General features: G+C 74.0%; 11 protein-coding genes. 4 read left to right on the top strand and 7 right to left on the bottom strand.

Going from position 1 to position 16,089, the window contains the following annotated elements:
* Positions 1-103 precede the first annotated feature (103 nt).
* The 4 genes from WMF22_RS13635 to WMF22_RS13620 all read right to left on the bottom strand — a co-directional run bounded on the left by WMF22_RS13635 (position 104) and on the right by WMF22_RS13620 (position 6,421).
* Entirely contained in the window at positions 104-2,941 is a 2,838-nt protein-coding gene (locus WMF22_RS13635) for a cation-translocating P-type ATPase (protein WP_438036014.1), read from the bottom strand.
* Between the two features lie 290 nt (positions 2,942-3,231).
* Positions 3,232-3,957: a class I SAM-dependent methyltransferase gene (locus WMF22_RS13630; protein ID WP_437299519.1), complete on the bottom strand. Its 726-nt coding sequence runs from the start codon at positions 3,955-3,957 to the stop codon at positions 3,232-3,234.
* 42 nt (positions 3,958-3,999) lie between these two features.
* Positions 4,000-4,950, bottom strand: coding sequence for a glycosyltransferase family 2 protein (locus WMF22_RS13625; protein ID WP_437299518.1), 951 nt, complete (start codon positions 4,948-4,950; stop codon positions 4,000-4,002).
* A gap of 169 nt (positions 4,951-5,119) precedes the next feature.
* Entirely contained in the window at positions 5,120-6,421 is a 1,302-nt protein-coding gene (locus tag WMF22_RS13620; RefSeq protein ID WP_437299517.1) for a glycosyltransferase, read from the bottom strand.
* A gap of 88 nt (positions 6,422-6,509) precedes the next feature.
* Between WMF22_RS13620 and WMF22_RS13615 the strand changes: the two genes are divergently transcribed.
* Both WMF22_RS13615 and WMF22_RS13610 read left to right on the top strand, forming a co-directional pair.
* Positions 6,510-8,117 (top strand): oligosaccharide flippase family protein, encoded by a 1,608-nt coding sequence (locus WMF22_RS13615; RefSeq protein ID WP_438036013.1) that lies wholly within the window; start codon positions 6,510-6,512, stop codon positions 8,115-8,117.
* 234 nt (positions 8,118-8,351) lie between these two features.
* Entirely contained in the window at positions 8,352-9,275 is a 924-nt protein-coding gene (locus WMF22_RS13610; protein ID WP_437299515.1) for a DUF4123 domain-containing protein, read from the top strand.
* 42 nt (positions 9,276-9,317) lie between these two features.
* Here the strand turns inward: WMF22_RS13610 and WMF22_RS13605 are convergent, their stop codons facing one another.
* From WMF22_RS13605 to xseA, 3 genes are read right to left on the bottom strand one after another with little or no spacing between them, the layout of a single operon-like run.
* The gene (locus WMF22_RS13605) at positions 9,318-11,507 is read right to left on the bottom strand and encodes an amylo-alpha-1,6-glucosidase (protein ID WP_437299514.1); all 2,190 of its coding nucleotides are present in this window, start codon (positions 11,505-11,507) and stop codon (positions 9,318-9,320) included.
* Entirely contained in the window at positions 11,504-12,490 is a 987-nt protein-coding gene (locus tag WMF22_RS13600) for a shikimate dehydrogenase family protein (protein ID WP_438036012.1), read from the bottom strand. Before WMF22_RS13600 ends, WMF22_RS13605 begins: the two co-directional genes overlap by 4 nt.
* A complete protein-coding gene (gene xseA, locus WMF22_RS13595) occupies positions 12,477-14,201 on the bottom strand; it encodes an exodeoxyribonuclease VII large subunit (RefSeq protein ID WP_437299512.1) in 1,725 nt (574 codons plus the stop codon). Before xseA ends, WMF22_RS13600 begins: the two co-directional genes overlap by 14 nt.
* A 157-nt stretch (positions 14,202-14,358) precedes the next feature.
* Between xseA and WMF22_RS13590 the strand changes: the two genes are divergently transcribed.
* Entirely contained in the window at positions 14,359-14,739 is a 381-nt protein-coding gene (locus WMF22_RS13590; protein ID WP_438036011.1) for a biotin carboxylase N-terminal domain-containing protein, read from the top strand.
* A gap of 137 nt (positions 14,740-14,876) precedes the next feature.
* Positions 14,877-16,034, top strand: coding sequence for an IMP dehydrogenase (locus WMF22_RS13585; protein ID WP_438036010.1), 1,158 nt, complete (start codon positions 14,877-14,879; stop codon positions 16,032-16,034).
* Positions 16,035-16,089 lie beyond the last annotated feature (55 nt).

Raw genomic sequence — 16,089 nt, 5'->3', positions numbered from 1 at the left:
GTTTTGACGGAGCCGCGGGCGCGGCCGGCGCGCGATATCGTCGCTGCCGTCGCTGTTACCGCTGTCACCGCTGTCACCGCTGTCACCCACGATTCCACGACACCTACGCGCCGCGGTTCGCCATCGCGCTCGCGACGCCGCCCACGTCGGACGGGTCGGACCTGCGCTCGCGCTCCGCCGAGCGCCGCGCCCGGCGTGTGCGCCACCACCGCTCGGCGGTCATCACGGGCAAGATCGACATCGCCACCAGCGTCGACTTCACCCACGCGTCGAGCGAGAGCGGCGCCGAGCCGAACAGCGTGTGCATGAACGGCGCATAGACGAAGCAGAGCTGCAGCGCGAGCAGCGCGCCGATCCCGACGTAGACCCAGGGATTCGAGAAGAGCCCGATCTTCAGCATCGAATCGCGCAGCGACCGGCAGTTGAGCACGTAGAAGATCTGGAACAGCACGACCGTCGTGACCGCCGCGGTCTGGGCCTCGCGGTAGGCGAGCTCCGAGACGACGCCGCCGCGCACCTCCGTGATGTACTCGTAAAAGAACAGCCCGATCGCCCCGGCCGTCATGAGGACCGCGACGATCGCCGTACGCACGAGCACGAACCGGCTCAGGATCGGCTCGCCCGGATCCCGGGGCGGGCGGCTCATCACGTCCTTCTCCATCGCCTCGAACGCGAGCGGCAGGGAGAGCGCCACCGTGGCGACCAGGTTGACCCAGAGGATCTGGACGGCCGTGATCGGCATGAGCGGCGCGCCCCCGACGATCGGGAAGGTCATCACCGCCACGAGCAGGATCAGCGCCTCGCCCAGGTTCGTCGGCAGCACGAACGCGAGCGCCTTGACCAGGTTGTCATAGACGCGGCGCCCTTCCTCGACCGCCGCCCGGATGCTCGCGAAGTTGTCGTCCGTCAGCACGACGTCGGCGGACTCCTTCGACACCGCGGTCCCCGTGATCCCCATGGCCACGCCGATGTCCGCCTGCTTGAGCGCCGGCGCGTCGTTCACGCCGTCGCCGGTCATCGCGACGACCTTCCCCTCGGCCTGCAGCGCCTTCACCAGGCGGAGCTTGTGCTCCGGCGCGACGCGCGCGAACACGTGCGTGGACGTCGCCGCCGCGCGCAGCTCGGCCTCCGAGAGCCGCGAGAGCTCCGTGCCGTTCATCGCGCGCGCACCGTCGGGCACGAGCCCGAGCTGCCCGCCGATCGCCCGCGCGGTCGCCAGGTGGTCGCCCGTGATCATCTTCACGGTGATCCCGGCCGCGTGGCACGCCTTGATCGCGTCGATCGCCTCGGGCCGCGGCGGGTCGATCATCCCCTCCAGGCCGAGGAGCTCGAACCCCTCCGGGAGGTGCTCCTCGTCGAGCGAGGCCACGTCGCGGCCCGCCGGCCGCGAGGCCACGGCGAGCACGCGCATGCCCTGCGCCGCCATCTGCTCGACCTGCGCCATCACCTGGGCCCGCCCCGCCTCGCCGATCGCGGCGCGGCCGAGCACCGCCTCGGGCGCCCCCTTCATGAAGATCACCCGGTCTCCGCCGGGGGCCTCGTGGAGCGTCGCCATGAGCTGCCGCTCCGACGAGAACGGGACGACATCGACGCGCCGGTGCTCCCGCCGCGTCCCCTCGACGTCCACGCCGAGCTTCTGAGCCGCGACGACGAGCGCCCCCTCGGTCGGGTCGCCCTCGATGCCGCAGGCGTCCCCCTCGCGCTTCATGCGGGCGTCGTTGCAGAGCAGGCCCGCGCGGAGCAGCGCGCGCACCGCCTCGGGCACCTCGCCGACAGGCGCGCCGTCGCGGCGGAGCTCGCCTTCGGGCGCGTAGCCGACGCCGGTCACCTCGAGCGCGGCGCCGGCCTGCTCGAGCGCCGCCTCCCCTTGCGCGCCGGCGGCGGGCGTCCACAGGGCCCGGACCGTCATCTCGTTCCGCGTCAGCGTCCCGGTCTTGTCCGAGCAGATGACGCCCGTGCTGCCCAGCGTCTCGACCGCGGGCAGCTTCCGGATCACCGCGCGGCGCCGCGCCATCCGCTGCACGCCGATGGCGAGCGAGATGGTGATGATCGCGGGCAGCCCCTCCGGGATCGCGGCGACCGCGAGCGAGATGCCCGCGAGCATCGCGTCGACCGGCGGGTAGCCCCGGAGGAGCGCGACCCCGACGATGAGCAGCGCGACCCCGACGATCGCGATGGTCAGCACGCGGCCGACCTTGGCCATCGAGCGCGTGAGCGGCGTCTCGATCTCGGTCGCCTCGTGGAGCATCGAGGAGATGCGGCCGAGCTCTGTCGCGGCGCCCGTGGCGACGACCACCGCGGTGGCCGTGCCGCTGGTCACGAGCGTCCCGCCGAAGGCGAGGTTCTTGCGATCGCCGACGCCGGCGTCCTCGGGGACCGCCGCGACGTGTTTGTCCGACGGCACCGACTCCCCGGTGAGCGCCGACTCGTCCACGTGAAGGTTCTTCACCGAGAGCAGCCGGGCGTCAGCCGGGACCTTGTCGCCGGCGTCGAGCACCACCACGTCGCCGGGGACCACGTCGGCGGCGGGGATCACGCTCCGCTGGCCGCCGCGCACGACCGTGGCCGTCTGGGGCACCATGTCGACGAGCGCCTCGATCGCCTTGCCCGCGCGGAGCTCCTGGACGAAGCCGATCGCCGTGTTGAGCACCACGACCGCCAGCACGACCGCGCCGTCGATCGCCTCGCCCATGGCCATCGCGAGGGCCGCCGACGCGAGCAGCACGTAGATGAGCGGGTCGTTGATCTGACGGAAGAGCAGCTTGAGCGGGCCGTCTCCCTTCGCGCGCTGGATCACGTTGGGCCCGACGTCCTTGAGCCGCCGGGCGGCCTCGTCGTCCGCGAGGCCGGCCTCGGCACTCTCGATCCTGGAGAGCACATCGGGGGCAGACAGGCTGTGCCAGGCGATCGCGGCCGATGGGGGGAGGACGCGTTGGGACATGGAGTCATCTCCTGCGGCGGCAGCCGCGCCGTGCGCGCTGAACCGACCGGCTGTCGCTGCTCATCACGTGGTCTTCACGTGCTGGCGCGTGGTTTCCCCCGTCGTTCGGCACGTCTCATGCCAGACCGCGCCACAGCGGAACCGGGCTGTTCAGCACCCTGGGCGGCTCGCGCACAGGTGTTCGGCGGGACCTTTTCACCCCGGCGGGGAATTTTGCCCCGCGACGCTCGCCCCGCCCGTCCGGCGACACGTCAGAGAGGGGTGCGGGCTCGCGGCGCTCGGGGCCCAGCCTAGCCGCGCGCGTACGCGAAGGTGCCGTCGATGTTGAACAGCCGCGTCGCCTGGACGAGCTCGGCCACGGTCACGCCGAAGCGCCGCACGAGCCGGTCGGCGACGTCGCGCCGGAGGATGTCCCTGCGAAAGACGTGCAGCGTGCGGGGGGCGAAATACCCCTCGAGCTCCGCGAACGTGAGGCGCTGGTAGTCGGCGGTGCCGGGGACGGGCCGCCGCGACACGACATCGTAAAAGAAGAAGATGCCGCCCGGCCGGAGCAGACGGAGCGCCTTGTCCATGAGGCCTCGCTTGAGCTCGGCGTTGGTCACCGACGACAGGACCGCGAACATCATCACCACATCGAACGGGCCCCCGACGTCGGCCGTCAGGAAGTCGCCCGCGACGAAGCGGACGCCGGCGAAGCGCGAGCGCGCGAGCTCGGTGCGCTGCGCGACGAGATCGATGCCTGTGAGGCGCGCCGGATCCGCGCCGAGCTCGACCAGCCAGGCCAGGTTGGACCCCGACCCGCAGCCCACGTCGAGCACCGACATCTCGCGCAGCGCCTCGGGCGTGCGCACGCCGCACGCGACGAGCGCCTCGCGCACGCGGCGCTGCCGCTGCCGCGCGACGAGGTACGGGTGGGCGTTGAGCAGGCTCGCCCAGGGGTTCCCGGGCAGGAAGCGCTCGGTGTAGTGCCGCTTGATCGCCTCGAGATCCCGCTCGAAGCCGCCCTCTTCAGCCATCGGTCCGCCTCCCTCCCCCGCGCGCCCCGCCGGCCCGCTCCATCAAGGCTGCCCCACGGCCCACGCCGGCAGGCGCTGGACCCCCCAGCGCACTGCCTTGAGCAGCCCGAGCGCCACCGTTTGCTCCACCGTGAGCCGGCGATGCGGCTTCCGCCGCGCGAGGTACGCGTCGAGGTAGCGCAGGAACTCGGGGTCCGGCTCCATGCCGCCCACCTCGCGCCGGATGCGCCGGTACTTGCGCGTCTTCCAGATGAAGTTCTCCCAGCTGTCGAAGTAGTCGTGCCGCATCAGGAGGTCGGGCACGTAGACGACCCGCAGATCAGGGAAGTCCTTCGCGATCCGGTAGACGAGGTAGACCCCCTCGGCGCCGTAGAACTGATCGGGAAAGCCCCCGGTCGAGAGGTAGACGCCGCGCCGGATCGCCATGTGCCCCTCGGTCGCGAGGACGTCGTCGACGACGTCGTCGCCGCGGTCGTAGTGCCCCGCGAGCGTGCAGAAATAGGGGTGGTCCTTGGGGATGATCCGGCCGCGCATGGCCGCGATGCGGGGGTCCTGGAAGACGCGGCAGACGACCTCGACGAACGTCGGCGCGATCAGCCCGTCGTCGTCGATGAAGGCGACGTACTCGCCCCGCGCCCAGGCGATGGCGGCGTTGCGCGCGGCGTTCAGCGGGATGCCGTCGGTGAGGCGCAGCTCGACGTCGACGAGCGGGGCCGAGCGCGGCCGCAGGTGCTCGATGCCGCCGCTGTCCGCGAGCAGGATCTCGAACGGCACGTCGAGCGCAGCCGTCTGGCCGCGCGCGTGCTGGAGGCACTCGATCAGGTAGTCCTTCGCCTTGTAGGAGATGACGATCAGCGTGAGCTTCGGCGACGGGACCTCGCGCCGCACGATGAGGTCCTTCACCTCGGGCGCGTATTTCGCGCGCCACGCCGCCTGAAGGGCGCGCTCGGCCTCGGGGAGCCCCGCTCGATCCTGGAGAAGATGGTCAGGCATGGCGGGCTCGCATGCCACGGGGGCCGCCGCGCAGGCAAGGATGTCGAGCGGGCGCCGCCGCGCAGGCAAGGATGTCGAGCGGGCGCCGCCCGGAGAGCGGCGCCGGCGCGCGCGCTCGGCGCGGAGAGCGCCGCGTCAGGCGCGCGCGCTCGGCGCGGAGAGCGCGGCGTCAGCCCCTCGGGCCCGCCGCGACGTCCTCGAAGAGGCGGGCCAGCGCCCCGGCGCTGGCGCGCGCGCTCAGCGCGGAGAGCGCCGCGTGATCGGGCTCGACGAGCGGCCGACCGGCCGCGCGCGCGTCGAGCGCGTCCTCGATGCGGCGCTCGATCGCGGCGGCGTCGCCGGCCGCGTGCGTCCAGCCGAGGCGGGTCGCCTCGAGGATGCGCTCGACCTCGGGGGACGCGAAGGCCGCGAGCACGGGCGCGCGCGCGAGGAGGTAGTCGTAGAGCTTGCCAGGCAGGAAGTACGGCTCCTCGCCGCAGCCGGCGAGCAGCGCGAGATCGGCGCCCGCGACGAGGCCGAGCCCCTCGGCGTACGGCAGCACCGTGCGGTACTCGAAGAGCCGCGACACGCCGAGCTCCTCGGCGAGGCGGAGGTCGCTCCCCGCGACCCGCCCCAGGTTGAGCAGCCGGATCGCGCCCGGGCCGAGCGATCTCCGGCGCGCGACGGCCGCGAGCGCGCGGACGAACGGCGCGAGCGTGCGCTCGCTGTAGCAGTTGCCGAAGTGCACGAGCGTCACCGCCTCGCCGCGCTGCGGGGCGGCCGCCGCGTCCGGATCGAAGCCCGTCCGGATGCACGCGACGCGGCGCGCGATACCCCGCTCGACGTAGGCGTCGCGGGTCATCTCGGACGTCACCGTGAAGGCCGCGGCGGCGCCCACAACGGCCCGCTCGACGAGCGCCGCTGCCGCGCGGCTCCACGCGGGCCGCGTCGCCATCACCGGGCCGAACGACCACGGATCGCGGAAGTCGACGACGACCGGCCTGCCGATGGCCCTGCCGGCCAGCACGCCCGCGAGCACGGCCTCCCACGGCGGCCCGCTCGCGAAGATCACCTCGGCGCCGACCTCGCGAGCGAGGCGCGCGATGCGGGCCGCGAGGGTCGGGACGCGGCCTGCATCCGGGCCGATCACCGGGACGTAGCGGATCTCGGCGGCGACGCGCGCGAAGCCCTTGCGCCGCGCGACCGGCACCGGCGCCTCGGTCGGCGCCTCCAGGGTGCCGTCGGAGCCGAGCGCGCGGCGCGGCATGCGCGCGAGCTCGGCGTCCGTGAGGTAGTCGCGGCGCACATCGCACGCGGGCAGGTCGGCGTCGGTGAACGATGGATCCACCCGCTCGCCGGGAGGCGGCTTGGCCGCGAGCACCGTCGTCTCCCAGCCGTGCTCCGGCAGAAATTTCGCGAAGCGGTACGCGCGCTTACCGCCGATGCTGAACCGCGGGGGGAAGTAGTAGCTCACGAGGAGCGCGCGCTTCATCGCGGGACCTATATCACGGGCTAGCCGGGCGCCGCGCGCGCGCGCCTCGGGAGGCCGCTCCCGCCCGCGCATGTGCTACCGAGCCGCCATGCAGGACGAGCAGCCCGCCCCGGTCGAGCCGAGCGCGCCCTCGCGGGCCCCGGAGGTCGCGCGGGCTGCCAAGGCGGCGCCGGGCCCCGGCGAGGCGCAGGGCACGTCGCTGGCCGACCGGATCGGGATGATCGTCGGCGGGCAGGTCGTCAACACGCTGATCGTCCTCGTGCAGGGCATCGTCGTGGTGCGGCTGCTCGGCAAGGCCGAGTACGGCGTGCTCGCGTTCGCGACGATGCTGTTCGTGACGGGGCGCGATTTCGCGCTGCTCTACCTCCCGGAGTCGTTCCTCTATTTCGCGCCCAAGGTGACCCGCGCCGAGCTCCGCGGGCTGGTGCGGCAGAGCATGCTGCTCCTGGTCGGCCTCGGGGCGCTGTCCGCGCTGGCCTTCTCGGTGTTCGCGCTGGTCCCCAGCGTCTTCCTCGACGGCCGCGAGGGCGTCACGCAGCTCCTCCTGCTCATCGGCCTCATGAGCGTGATCGCCTACCCGGCGAGCGTGTTCAGCCCGCTCTTCATCGCCACGAACAACCACCGCAAGTCGGCGGGGCTCGCGCTGGTCGTCACGCTCTCGAACGCCGCAAGCGCGATCGTCCCCGCGGCGCTCGGGTGCTCGATCGCCTGGATCGTGGCCGCGCAGTGCGCCGCGCAGGCCCTCCGGCTCTGGCTCTCGTACCGGCTCTACGCGCGGCTGTTCCACGACATCGCCCCGGCCCCGTTCCCTGGCGGCGTCCGGGCGCAGCTCGCCTACGCGCTCCCGCTCTCGGTCACGCGCTTCGCCGGCCTCTTCAACCAGAAGCTCGACAAGTTCGTCATCGGCCTCTTCTTCAGCGCGGGCCTGTACGCCGAGTTCTCCGTCGGCTCGCAGGAGCTCCCGCTCGTCGGCGTCCTCGCCTACTCCGTCGCCTCGACGATGCTCCCCGACCTCGTCGCCCGCGTCGAGGGCGGCCGGACGCCGGCGGAGGGCGCGAGGGCGGCGATCGACCTGTGGCACTCGGGCGTCCGCAAGACGACGCTGATCATGCTCCCGATCGCGGTGTTCCTCCTCCTCTTCGCCGAGCCGCTCATGCGCGCCATCTACGGCGACGCCTACGCCGGCGCCGCCGTCCCGTTTCGCATCTACTCCGCGCTCCTGCCGCTGCGCGTGACGGCGTACGCGATCCCGCTGATGGCGTTCGGGAAGACGCCGATGATCCTGCGGATCCAGGTGCTCTCGATGGTGTTCAACGCCGCGGCGAACCTGGTCCTCCTGCCGACGGTCGGCATGGTCGGCGCGCCGCTCTCGGCGGTGCTGACCCAGGTGCTCGTGATCGCCTTGACGGTGGCCTGCATCGCGCGCTTCTCCGGCGTCGGCCTCCGCGGCGTCTTCCCGTGGGGCCATTACGGGCGCGTCGCGGCCACCGCGATCGTGGCCGCGGCGCCGCTCGCCGCGCTCCTGCTCACGGGCGCGACCGACAGGCGCCCCGCGCTCTGCCTCGCGCTCTGCGCCCCGCTCTACGCGGGACTCTACCTCGCGGCCGCGCGGGTCACCGGCGCGCTCGCCCCCGAGGACCGGGCGTTCGTGGCGCGCTGGCTGCGCCTCGAACCGCTGCGGAGTCGCCACGGCTGACGCATCCGCGCGCGTCGCACCGTCGCTGTCTCGGGCGGCGAACGAGGGCTGCCGGCGTGAAATCCGCGCAGGCTGCTTCAACGCGCCCTCGCCTGGAAGGCGGAAAAGATTGACAGTCGTCCGGTCGTCTCTCACGCGTCCCGCGCGGCGCCCGCCTTCGGGTGGATTTCCCGCCGATCGGTGTTCTAGGCTTACTTGCCGGCCTCATCGGCGCCTTGTGCGATGGAGACGACCATGAGCGAAGACCAGGAAGCAGGGCTCGTCCTCCGGGTCATCTCGGGCCCCCTGGCCGGGCAGACGGCGCGTATCCCTGGCGACCGTCCGCTGCTCGTCGGCCGCGCGCCTGAGTCGGATCTCTCGATCACGAGCGACGGTGAGCTCTCTGCCCTGCATTTCTCGGTGGAGCAGATCGACGGCAGCTACCTCCTCCGCGACCTGGGGAGCCGCAACGGGACGCAGGTCAACCGGGAGCGGGCGCGCGAGGTGTCGCTCCGGGACGGCGACGAGATCCGCGCGGGGGGGACCGTCTTCGCGGTGGTGCGCCGCGAGGTGAACCGCCGCTACGCGCCGACCGAGCCCGCGCCGCCCTCGCGCCGCGCGCGCAGGCCCGCGGCGCTCGCGACCGGGGCGCCGTTCGCCGCGTCGGCGCGGGCGCGGCTCCGGCAGGAGCGCTCGCCCCTCTTCGCGGTGGTCGACGCCGCCCGCGACCCGCGCATCCGGCTGCTGCTCGGCGAGGCGGGCGAGCAGACCGCCTCGCTCTACACCGGCTTTCAGGGCGAGATCCTCGCGGACGTCGGCCCCACGCTCGTGCACCTCCCGCACGGATCCAGGCTGCTCGACGCGCTGGTCGACGGAGGCTGGGGCGACTGCTGGGGCGTCTTCCTGACGAGCGACCGCCCGTTCGGCGACGTGCGGAAGCACCTCCGCCGATTCCTCCTCGTCGAGAACGGGACGGGCAAGCAGCAGTATTTCCGGTTCTACGACCCGCGCGTGCTCCGCGGCTTCCTGCCCACGTGCGGTCCTCGAAAGCTCGAGGCGCTGTTCGAGGAGGTCGAGGCCTTCGCCATGGAGGCCGAGGATCCGGGGAAGCTGCTCCGCTTCACCGCCCGGGGCGGCAAGGCGCTGCGCGAGGAGTCGGCGCTGGAACGCGAAGGCTGAAGGCGCGCGCCGGCCCCGCGGGCCGGCGTGGGCCGGCGTGGATCAGCGCGGCGGCGCGCCCGCGGCGCTGCCTGGGTCCTGGGCGGGCAGGTCCCAGGCGACGAGGCGCAGGAGCTCTGCCACGCTGAAGGCCTGCGCGAAGCTGCCACCAGGGTGGTGCGGCGGCTCGCCGGAGGCGACCTCGGGCACCTGGCCGAGCGCGATCTCGTTCGCGGCCGCGGAGGCCGCGAGCCGGTGCAGCAGCGGGATCACGTGTTCGCCGAGCGTGGAGAAGCGCCGGGCGGCGCGCGCGTAGAACCCGAGCAGGAACGGCCAGGCCGTACCCTGGTGGTAGGCGCTGTCGCGCGCCTCGGGGCCTCCCTGGTACCGGGGCGCGTAGGCCGGATCGGACGGTGAGAGCGTGCGCACGCCGGCGGGGGTCACGAGCTCCAGGCGGACCCGCTCGAGCAGCGACGCGGCCCGCTCCGGCGTGAAGCAGGCGGGATCGACGGCGACGGCGATCAGCGCGTTGGGGCGGATCGACGCGTCGCGGAACGCGCCCTCCCCGTCCGCGCGCTCCGAGATGACGTCGTACGGGTAGCCGGTCTCCTCGCACCAGAAGCGGGCGGCGAAGCCCCGGCGCGCCGCGCTCGCGGCCGCCTCCGCCCGCCCCGCGAGGCGGGCGTCGCCGGCGGCCCGCGCGAGGCGCGCGAGCGTCTCCGACCCCCTCGCCCACAGCGCCGTGAGCTCGACCGGGCAACCGGCGCGCGGGGTCACCGCGCGGCCCGCCACGCGCGCGTCCATCCACGTGAGCCCGTCGACGGCGCCCTCGCCGAGGCGCCCGGCGGCGAAGAGGCCGTCGGCGGTGACGTGGATCCCGTTCCGGGTCCCGCGCACGGCGGCCTCGAAGGCGTCGCGGAGCGCGCCGAGCAGCTCGCCCGCCACGAACGGGTGCGTGTCGCCGACCGCGTCCGCGAGCAGGCGAGCCGCCTCGAACAGCCAGAGGGTCGCGTCGGCCGCGTGGAAGTCCGCCGGCTCGCCCGCGTCGGGGAGCCGGTTCGGCACGAGGCCGTCCTGCATCGCGTCGATCATCGCGCGGAGGACGCGGATCGCCGCCTCGGTCTTGCGCGGCACGAGGTAGAGGCCGGGCAGGGAGATGAGCGCGTCGCGGCCCCACACCTCGAACCAGGGGTAGCCCGCGATGACGCTGGGCCGCGCCGCCGCGTCGGCGCGGAACGCCTCGGCCGCGATGGAGAGCTTCCGCTCCAGGAGCGGGCGCCGGGGCCCCGGGTCCTCGGCGCGGATCGCCGCGCTCGCCGCCGCGAGGAGGTTCTCCGGCTCGTCGTCGGGCAGCGCGCCCACCGCCACGAGCAGGTGCACGGGCTCGGCGCCGATCACCGTCTCGAAATGGCCCGGCGTCCAGAGATCCTCGAGGAAGTCGAGGCCCCGATCCTGCTCGCCGAGGTACTCGAAGCGTCGCCACCAGTCCTGCGAGCCGACGAACGTGCCCTGGTAGCGGAAGCAGATCCGCGGCAGCGCGCGGTTCGGCTGCACCCGGACCTCGCCCATCACGGGGCGGTCGCGCCCCGAGCCGGGCTCGCCGCGCGCCGCCCCTGCGCGCAGCTCGACCTTCTGCGAGATCCCGCCGTTCTCGCGGAGCAGCTGGTGGATATGGCGGGCGGCGAGGAGCGGGCGCAGCGTCAGCATCACCGGATCCGCCCCGCTCCAGGCATAACGGAGGACGGCGGCGTTCTCGCCGCGCACGAGGCCGAGCGTCACCTCGAGCTCGCCTCCCGGGACGGCGTACGCCCAGCGCGGGAGCGGATCCTGATCGAAGCGCTCGAGGTAGAACGAGCTGCTCTCCGGATCGATGCCCGGGAACTGGTGCTTGGCGAGGTCCCACCGCGGCCACGAGGCGCGGCGCTCGGACGGCGCGCCCTGCTGCCGGACCGGGCGGACGCAGACGTCGACGTGCGAGAGCATGACGTGCCGGCGCCGCGGAGGGTCCAGGGCCGCGACGAGCAGGCCGTGGTAACGGCGGGTGTGCATGCCGGCGATCGTCGAGCTCGCGTAGGCCCCCGCGCCGTTCGTGTGCAGCCACTCCTTCCGCGCGATCGAGAACTGGCCCCGCACCTCGACGTGCGGCCACGGCGAGGCGTGCTCGAGCGCGGCGCCCTGGCCGCGGTGCGCCGCGGGCGTGGACGACAGCGCGTCGTGGGTCGGAAAATTCCGCCGGGATCCGTCCGAGCTCATCGACCGCCGGTTGCCTTCCTGAGCGAGTCCTCGGCTGCGGCGCGCATCACCTCGACCGGCGCCGGGAGGCCGGTCCAGAGCGTGAAGGACTGCGCCGCCTGGCCGACCAGCATCCCGAGCCCGCCTTCGGCGCGGAGCCCTCGCTCGCGCGCCGTCCGGAGGAAGGGCGTCACCGGGGGGTTGTAGACGAGATCGTAGAGGCACACGCCCGGCGAGAGCGCGTCCCACGGGATGATGCCCGTGACCTCCTCCCCGGGCGGCCCCCCGAGCATGCCGGCGCTCGTGGCCTGGATGATCAGGTCGGCGGCGACGGTGAACTCGCTCCAGTTGAGCCGCAGCGCCACGGAGGACTTGCTGCTGATCGACCTGTCGGTCGGGATCGGCCAGGGCGCGGTGAGCGCGCCGAGCTCGGACGCGCGCTGCCCCGCGGGCGACTCGAGCATCGCCTCGGTGCTGGTCCACGAGCGGGTGGTCACGCTGATGAGGTGATAGCCGAGCAGCTTGCACGCGGCGATCGCCGCGAACGCCGCGCCGCCCGCGCCGATGATCACCGCGCGCTGGCGAGGGCTCGAGCGCGCGCCGTACGGCCCCTCCGGATCGTCCCCGCGGGGCGGGGCGGATCCCAGGAGCAGCGCGAGCTCGTCGCGGAGCGCGACCACGTCGGTGTTGTACGCGGTCACGCGCCGCGCCTCCGACGCGCAGAGGACGTTCGCGGCGCCGACGTCGGCCGCGCTCGCGTCCACGTCGTCGACCATCGACATGATCGCGCGCTTGTGCGGGATCGTGACGTTCGCGCCGGAGATAAGGCCGCTCCGGATGTCGCTGACGAAGCGCGCGAGCTCCGCGCCGGTGGGCACGTCGAACGCGCTGTAGATGTGCGGCAGGTGGTGCGCCCGAAACGCGGCCGAGTGCATCGCCGGCGAGACCGAGTGGCCCACCGGGTGCCCCACGAGACCGAACATTCGCCGCTCAGCGTTCGACATGGTGCCTCTCCTCAGGGCCGGCCTCCGCGCCGCCCTGCCCCACCGAGACCTGGCCGGCGGCGCCCGCGCGACCGAGGGTCGGGGCGTGCTCCTCGGCCGCGAAGCCGAGCCCGAGCTGCTCGCACGCGGGCGCGCCGGGCTGCGTCCTCTTGCGCCTCGGCGCGCGGCCGGACGCGGCGCGCGGGCCGCCGCCCTGGCGCGCAGGCGGCGCGGGCGCCGCCGCGGCCGCCGCGGCCGACGCTGCCGGCGCGGGCGCGTGGCCCTCGACGAGCGGCTCGTCCGGACCTGCGGTGACGACGACCCGCGCGAGCAGCGCGCCGTGGTGCACGCGCACCGCGATCGGATCGCCCGGCGCGACCTCGCGGTGATCGCGCACCGCGCGCCCCGACGCGTCCGTCGCGATGGCGTAGCCGCGCGCGAGCACGCGGAGCGGCGACATCGCCTCGAGCCGGGCCACGTCGCCCGCGAAGCCCTCCCGCAGGAGGGCGACGTGGCGGTGCGCGGCGGCGGCGAGGCGCACCGACAGCGGCCTGAGCGCCCCGCGGGCGCCCGCGAGCACCGCGCGCGGGTGGCGCGCGGCGAGCCTCCGATCGAGGCGCTGGAGCGCGGCGCCGTCCTCGACGAGGATGCGTTCCATGCGGCGCCGGAGCCTCGCCATGGCGTCGTCGATGCGCTGCTGGGGCTCCGCCAGGATCTGCGCGGGCGAGCCGAGCCGGGCGCGCTGCCGGTCGAGATCGGCCCGAGCGCCCCGGAGCCGGTGGGCGATCGCGCGGCGCATGCGGGCCTCGAGGTGCTCCAGCGCCGCGCGCCGCGCGGCCGCGTCCGCGACGAGCATCTCTGCTGCCTGCGAGGGCGTGGCGGCGCGCGCGTCGGCGGCGAGGTCGGTCAGCGCGACGTCGATCTCGTGCCCCACGGCGCTCACGATCGGCACGCGCGCGGCCGCGACCTTCCGGACGACGATCTCCTCGTTGAACGCGCTGAGGTCGTCGGCCGAGCCGCCCCCGCGCCCCACGATGATCACCTCGATGCCCGGGAACTCCTCGAGCAGCGCGATCGCGCGCACGATCCGCTGCCCTGCGCCGGCGCCCTGCACCGGCGTGCGCGCCAGGATCAGCCGCGCGCCGCCGCGGCGGAACGCGACGGTCACGATGTCGTGGATCGCCGCGCCGTCGCCGCTCGTGACGACGCCGATGATCCGTGGATCGACGGGCAGCTTGCGCTTGCGCTCCGGCGCGAAGAGCCCCTCGGCGGCGAGCTTCTCCTTGAGGCGGAAGAGCGCCTCCAGGAGCGCGCCGCGGCCGGCGAGGCGCGCGTCGTCCGCGGAGAACTGGAGCCGGCCCCGAGGCACGTAGACCGTGGCGCGGCCGGTGAGCACGACGCGCGCGCCGTCGGCGAGCAGCTTCCGCGCGCGCGGCGCCGCGGTCCTGTACATCACGCAGTCGATGGCCGCCTCTTCGCTCTCGTCCTTGAGCGTGAAGTAGGCGTGGCCGCTGCCCACGACGCGCAGGCCCGAGATCTCGCCCTCGACGCGTACGTCCGCGGTCGACCCCTCGAGGATCCGCTTCAGCCGGCGATCCAGCTCCGCGACCGAGACCACCTCCGGCTCGGCGCCCCGCTGGCGGCGCGAGGGCGGCGGGCCCGTGAGCTCGCGAGGCTCGGCGACGGGAAGGGCCGCGAACGAGAGCTCGGGCGGGATATCGCGGCGCTGCACAGGGCAGACGTACCCTTTTGCTCGGCCTGTGGAAAGACTCTCGCGGGCCTGATCCCGCGTCAGGCGAGCCCGCCGTCGGGCGCGCGGCGAGGCTCGGCGCGGAGCGGCGGAGCGACGGGCCGCTCGCGGAGGCGATTTCGTGTGAGAGGGCCGGCTCGTGATCCGCAAGGTCCTCCTCCCCGACCGCGGTGAGATCGCCGCGCGAGTCCTCCGATCGCTGCATGAGGCCGGCCTCCAGGGCATCGTTGTCTGCAGCGACGCAGGCGGCGATCACCGCCATGTCCGCCTCGCGAGCGCGTCGTACGCCATCGGCCCCGCGCCTGCGGTCGAGAGCTACCTCCGCTTCGACCGGATCTGCCGCGTCACCAGGCGTTCCGGGGCAGGCGCCATCCATCTCGGGCACGGAAAACCGCGAGTTCGAGGAAGCATGCGAGCGGACCTCGTCGCCGAAGGGGGATCGCAACGCCGCGTGACACGTCGCAGCGCACGCCATCCGCGACCCGCCAGGGACGTCCTCGCAGGTCGTAACCGGTCGTAACCGGTCGTAACCGGTCGTAACCGAGCGGGTCATCGACAACGCGCAGCACCCTACGCAGCGCGTTGTCCCAAAGTCCCCTCGCTCCGGCCTCGGTCAATGCTATTCTACCGCCAACTTTCGGCCGGGGTGGAGGTGCGATGGGACGCGAGGCGAAGGGCCAGAAGGACCCGCTTGGGTCCGTCGCGATGCTCCCGTCGATCGAGGTCCGAGCCCACGAGCCTCCCTCTGCGACAGGCAGGCCGGCGACGCAGCGCGCGGGCGAGCGGGCGAGCGACGCCGCCGTGACGCCTTTCCCCCGGGCCCGGTGGTTCGACGCGACCGCTCCCGACGTGAGGCCGACGGGGGGCACGGACACCCGGCGGCGCTGGGCGATCCCGCTCTTCCTGGCCGCGCTCGTGCTGGTCGTGACCGCGCGCGGCCTGATATTCCGTGCGCTGTTGCCGGTCGCCCTCGTGACGGCGGCGGTCGCGCTGCTCGCGCGGGGACGGCGGCAGCTCGTGCCCCCTCCGCAGGTGAGCCGGCGCGGGCTGAGCCTCGAGGGCGATCAGCTGCTCCTTCGAAGCCAGAGCAGCGCCGCGCAGCACGTGCTGCTCACCACCCGCGAGCGGTTCGGCGTCACGCTCCTCGCGACGCCGCGCCGGGATCGCATCGTCGCCCTGCTCAGCTCCAGCGCCGGGATGTCCTCCATCGGGGCCGGCTTCGACGGCCCCTCGCGGCGCACCTTCGCCGCGCTGCTCGACCACGCGTCCGTCGTGGGCTCCGACGAGGTCGGGCTCGAGGCGATCGGCCCGGACGGCGAGCCGATCTCGCTCAGCCCCGCGGCGCTCGCCGCGCTCCTCGAGGAGCTCACGCTGCGCTCTCCTGGGTGCCTCGAGCGCTTCCTCCTGACCGACGCGCGCGGCGCCGCCCTCGGCCTCGACAGCCGCGAGCTCCGCGCCGGCGGCCGCGTCTTCGATCTGACGGCGCCGCTCGAGTGGCGCGCGTTCGTGTTCCAGGAGGCGCTCGGGCAGGCGATCGCGGTGTACCAGGGAACGTGGGTGCGCCAGGGTACCAGCGAGATCTCCCTCGTCTGTCTGCTGCCCGCGATGACGCCGCCGCTCGACGGGCTGGGGACATCGCTCGGCCCGCTCGATCGCGGCGCGCTCCGTGACCTCCGGCTGATGCAAGGCATACCGGAGAGCCCGCCGCCCGCCGATCAGCGCGTCGCCATCGATCGCCTGCTGATGGTCCCGATCCGATCCGCGCTGGACAAGGCGCCCCGGCCCGCCGCGCAGGCGCCGCGCGCGCGCGCATGACGCATCCACCGTGAAGAACCCAGCGCCAGGGTTGTCCTGATGGGCCGACGAGACG

The organism is Sorangium sp. So ce204, from assembly GCF_051526795.1.
Lineage (GTDB): Bacteria > Myxococcota_A > Polyangia > Polyangiales > Polyangiaceae > Sorangium > Sorangium cellulosum_B.
This window is presented reverse-complemented; position numbering and strand designations above follow the sequence as displayed.

What these genes read in the sequence shown, in the direction of transcription:
- WMF22_RS13635 (WP_438036014.1), bottom strand. Translation starts at nt 2,941, where the DNA reads ATGTCCCAACGCGTCCTCCCCCCATCGGCCGCGATCGCCTGGCACAGC.
- WMF22_RS13630 (WP_437299519.1), bottom strand. Translation starts at nt 3,957, where the DNA reads ATGGCTGAAGAGGGCGGCTTCGAGCGGGATCTCGAGGCGATCAAGCGG.
- WMF22_RS13625 (WP_437299518.1), bottom strand. Translation starts at nt 4,950, where the DNA reads ATGCCTGACCATCTTCTCCAGGATCGAGCGGGGCTCCCCGAGGCCGAG.
- WMF22_RS13620 (WP_437299517.1), bottom strand. Translation starts at nt 6,421, where the DNA reads ATGAAGCGCGCGCTCCTCGTGAGCTACTACTTCCCCCCGCGGTTCAGC.
- WMF22_RS13615 (WP_438036013.1), top strand. Translation starts at nt 6,510, where the DNA reads ATGCAGGACGAGCAGCCCGCCCCGGTCGAGCCGAGCGCGCCCTCGCGG.
- WMF22_RS13610 (WP_437299515.1), top strand. Translation starts at nt 8,352, where the DNA reads ATGAGCGAAGACCAGGAAGCAGGGCTCGTCCTCCGGGTCATCTCGGGC.
- WMF22_RS13605 (WP_437299514.1), bottom strand. Translation starts at nt 11,507, where the DNA reads ATGAGCTCGGACGGATCCCGGCGGAATTTTCCGACCCACGACGCGCTG.
- WMF22_RS13600 (WP_438036012.1), bottom strand. Translation starts at nt 12,490, where the DNA reads ATGTCGAACGCTGAGCGGCGAATGTTCGGTCTCGTGGGGCACCCGGTG.
- WMF22_RS13585 (WP_438036010.1), top strand. Translation starts at nt 14,877, where the DNA reads ATGGGACGCGAGGCGAAGGGCCAGAAGGACCCGCTTGGGTCCGTCGCG.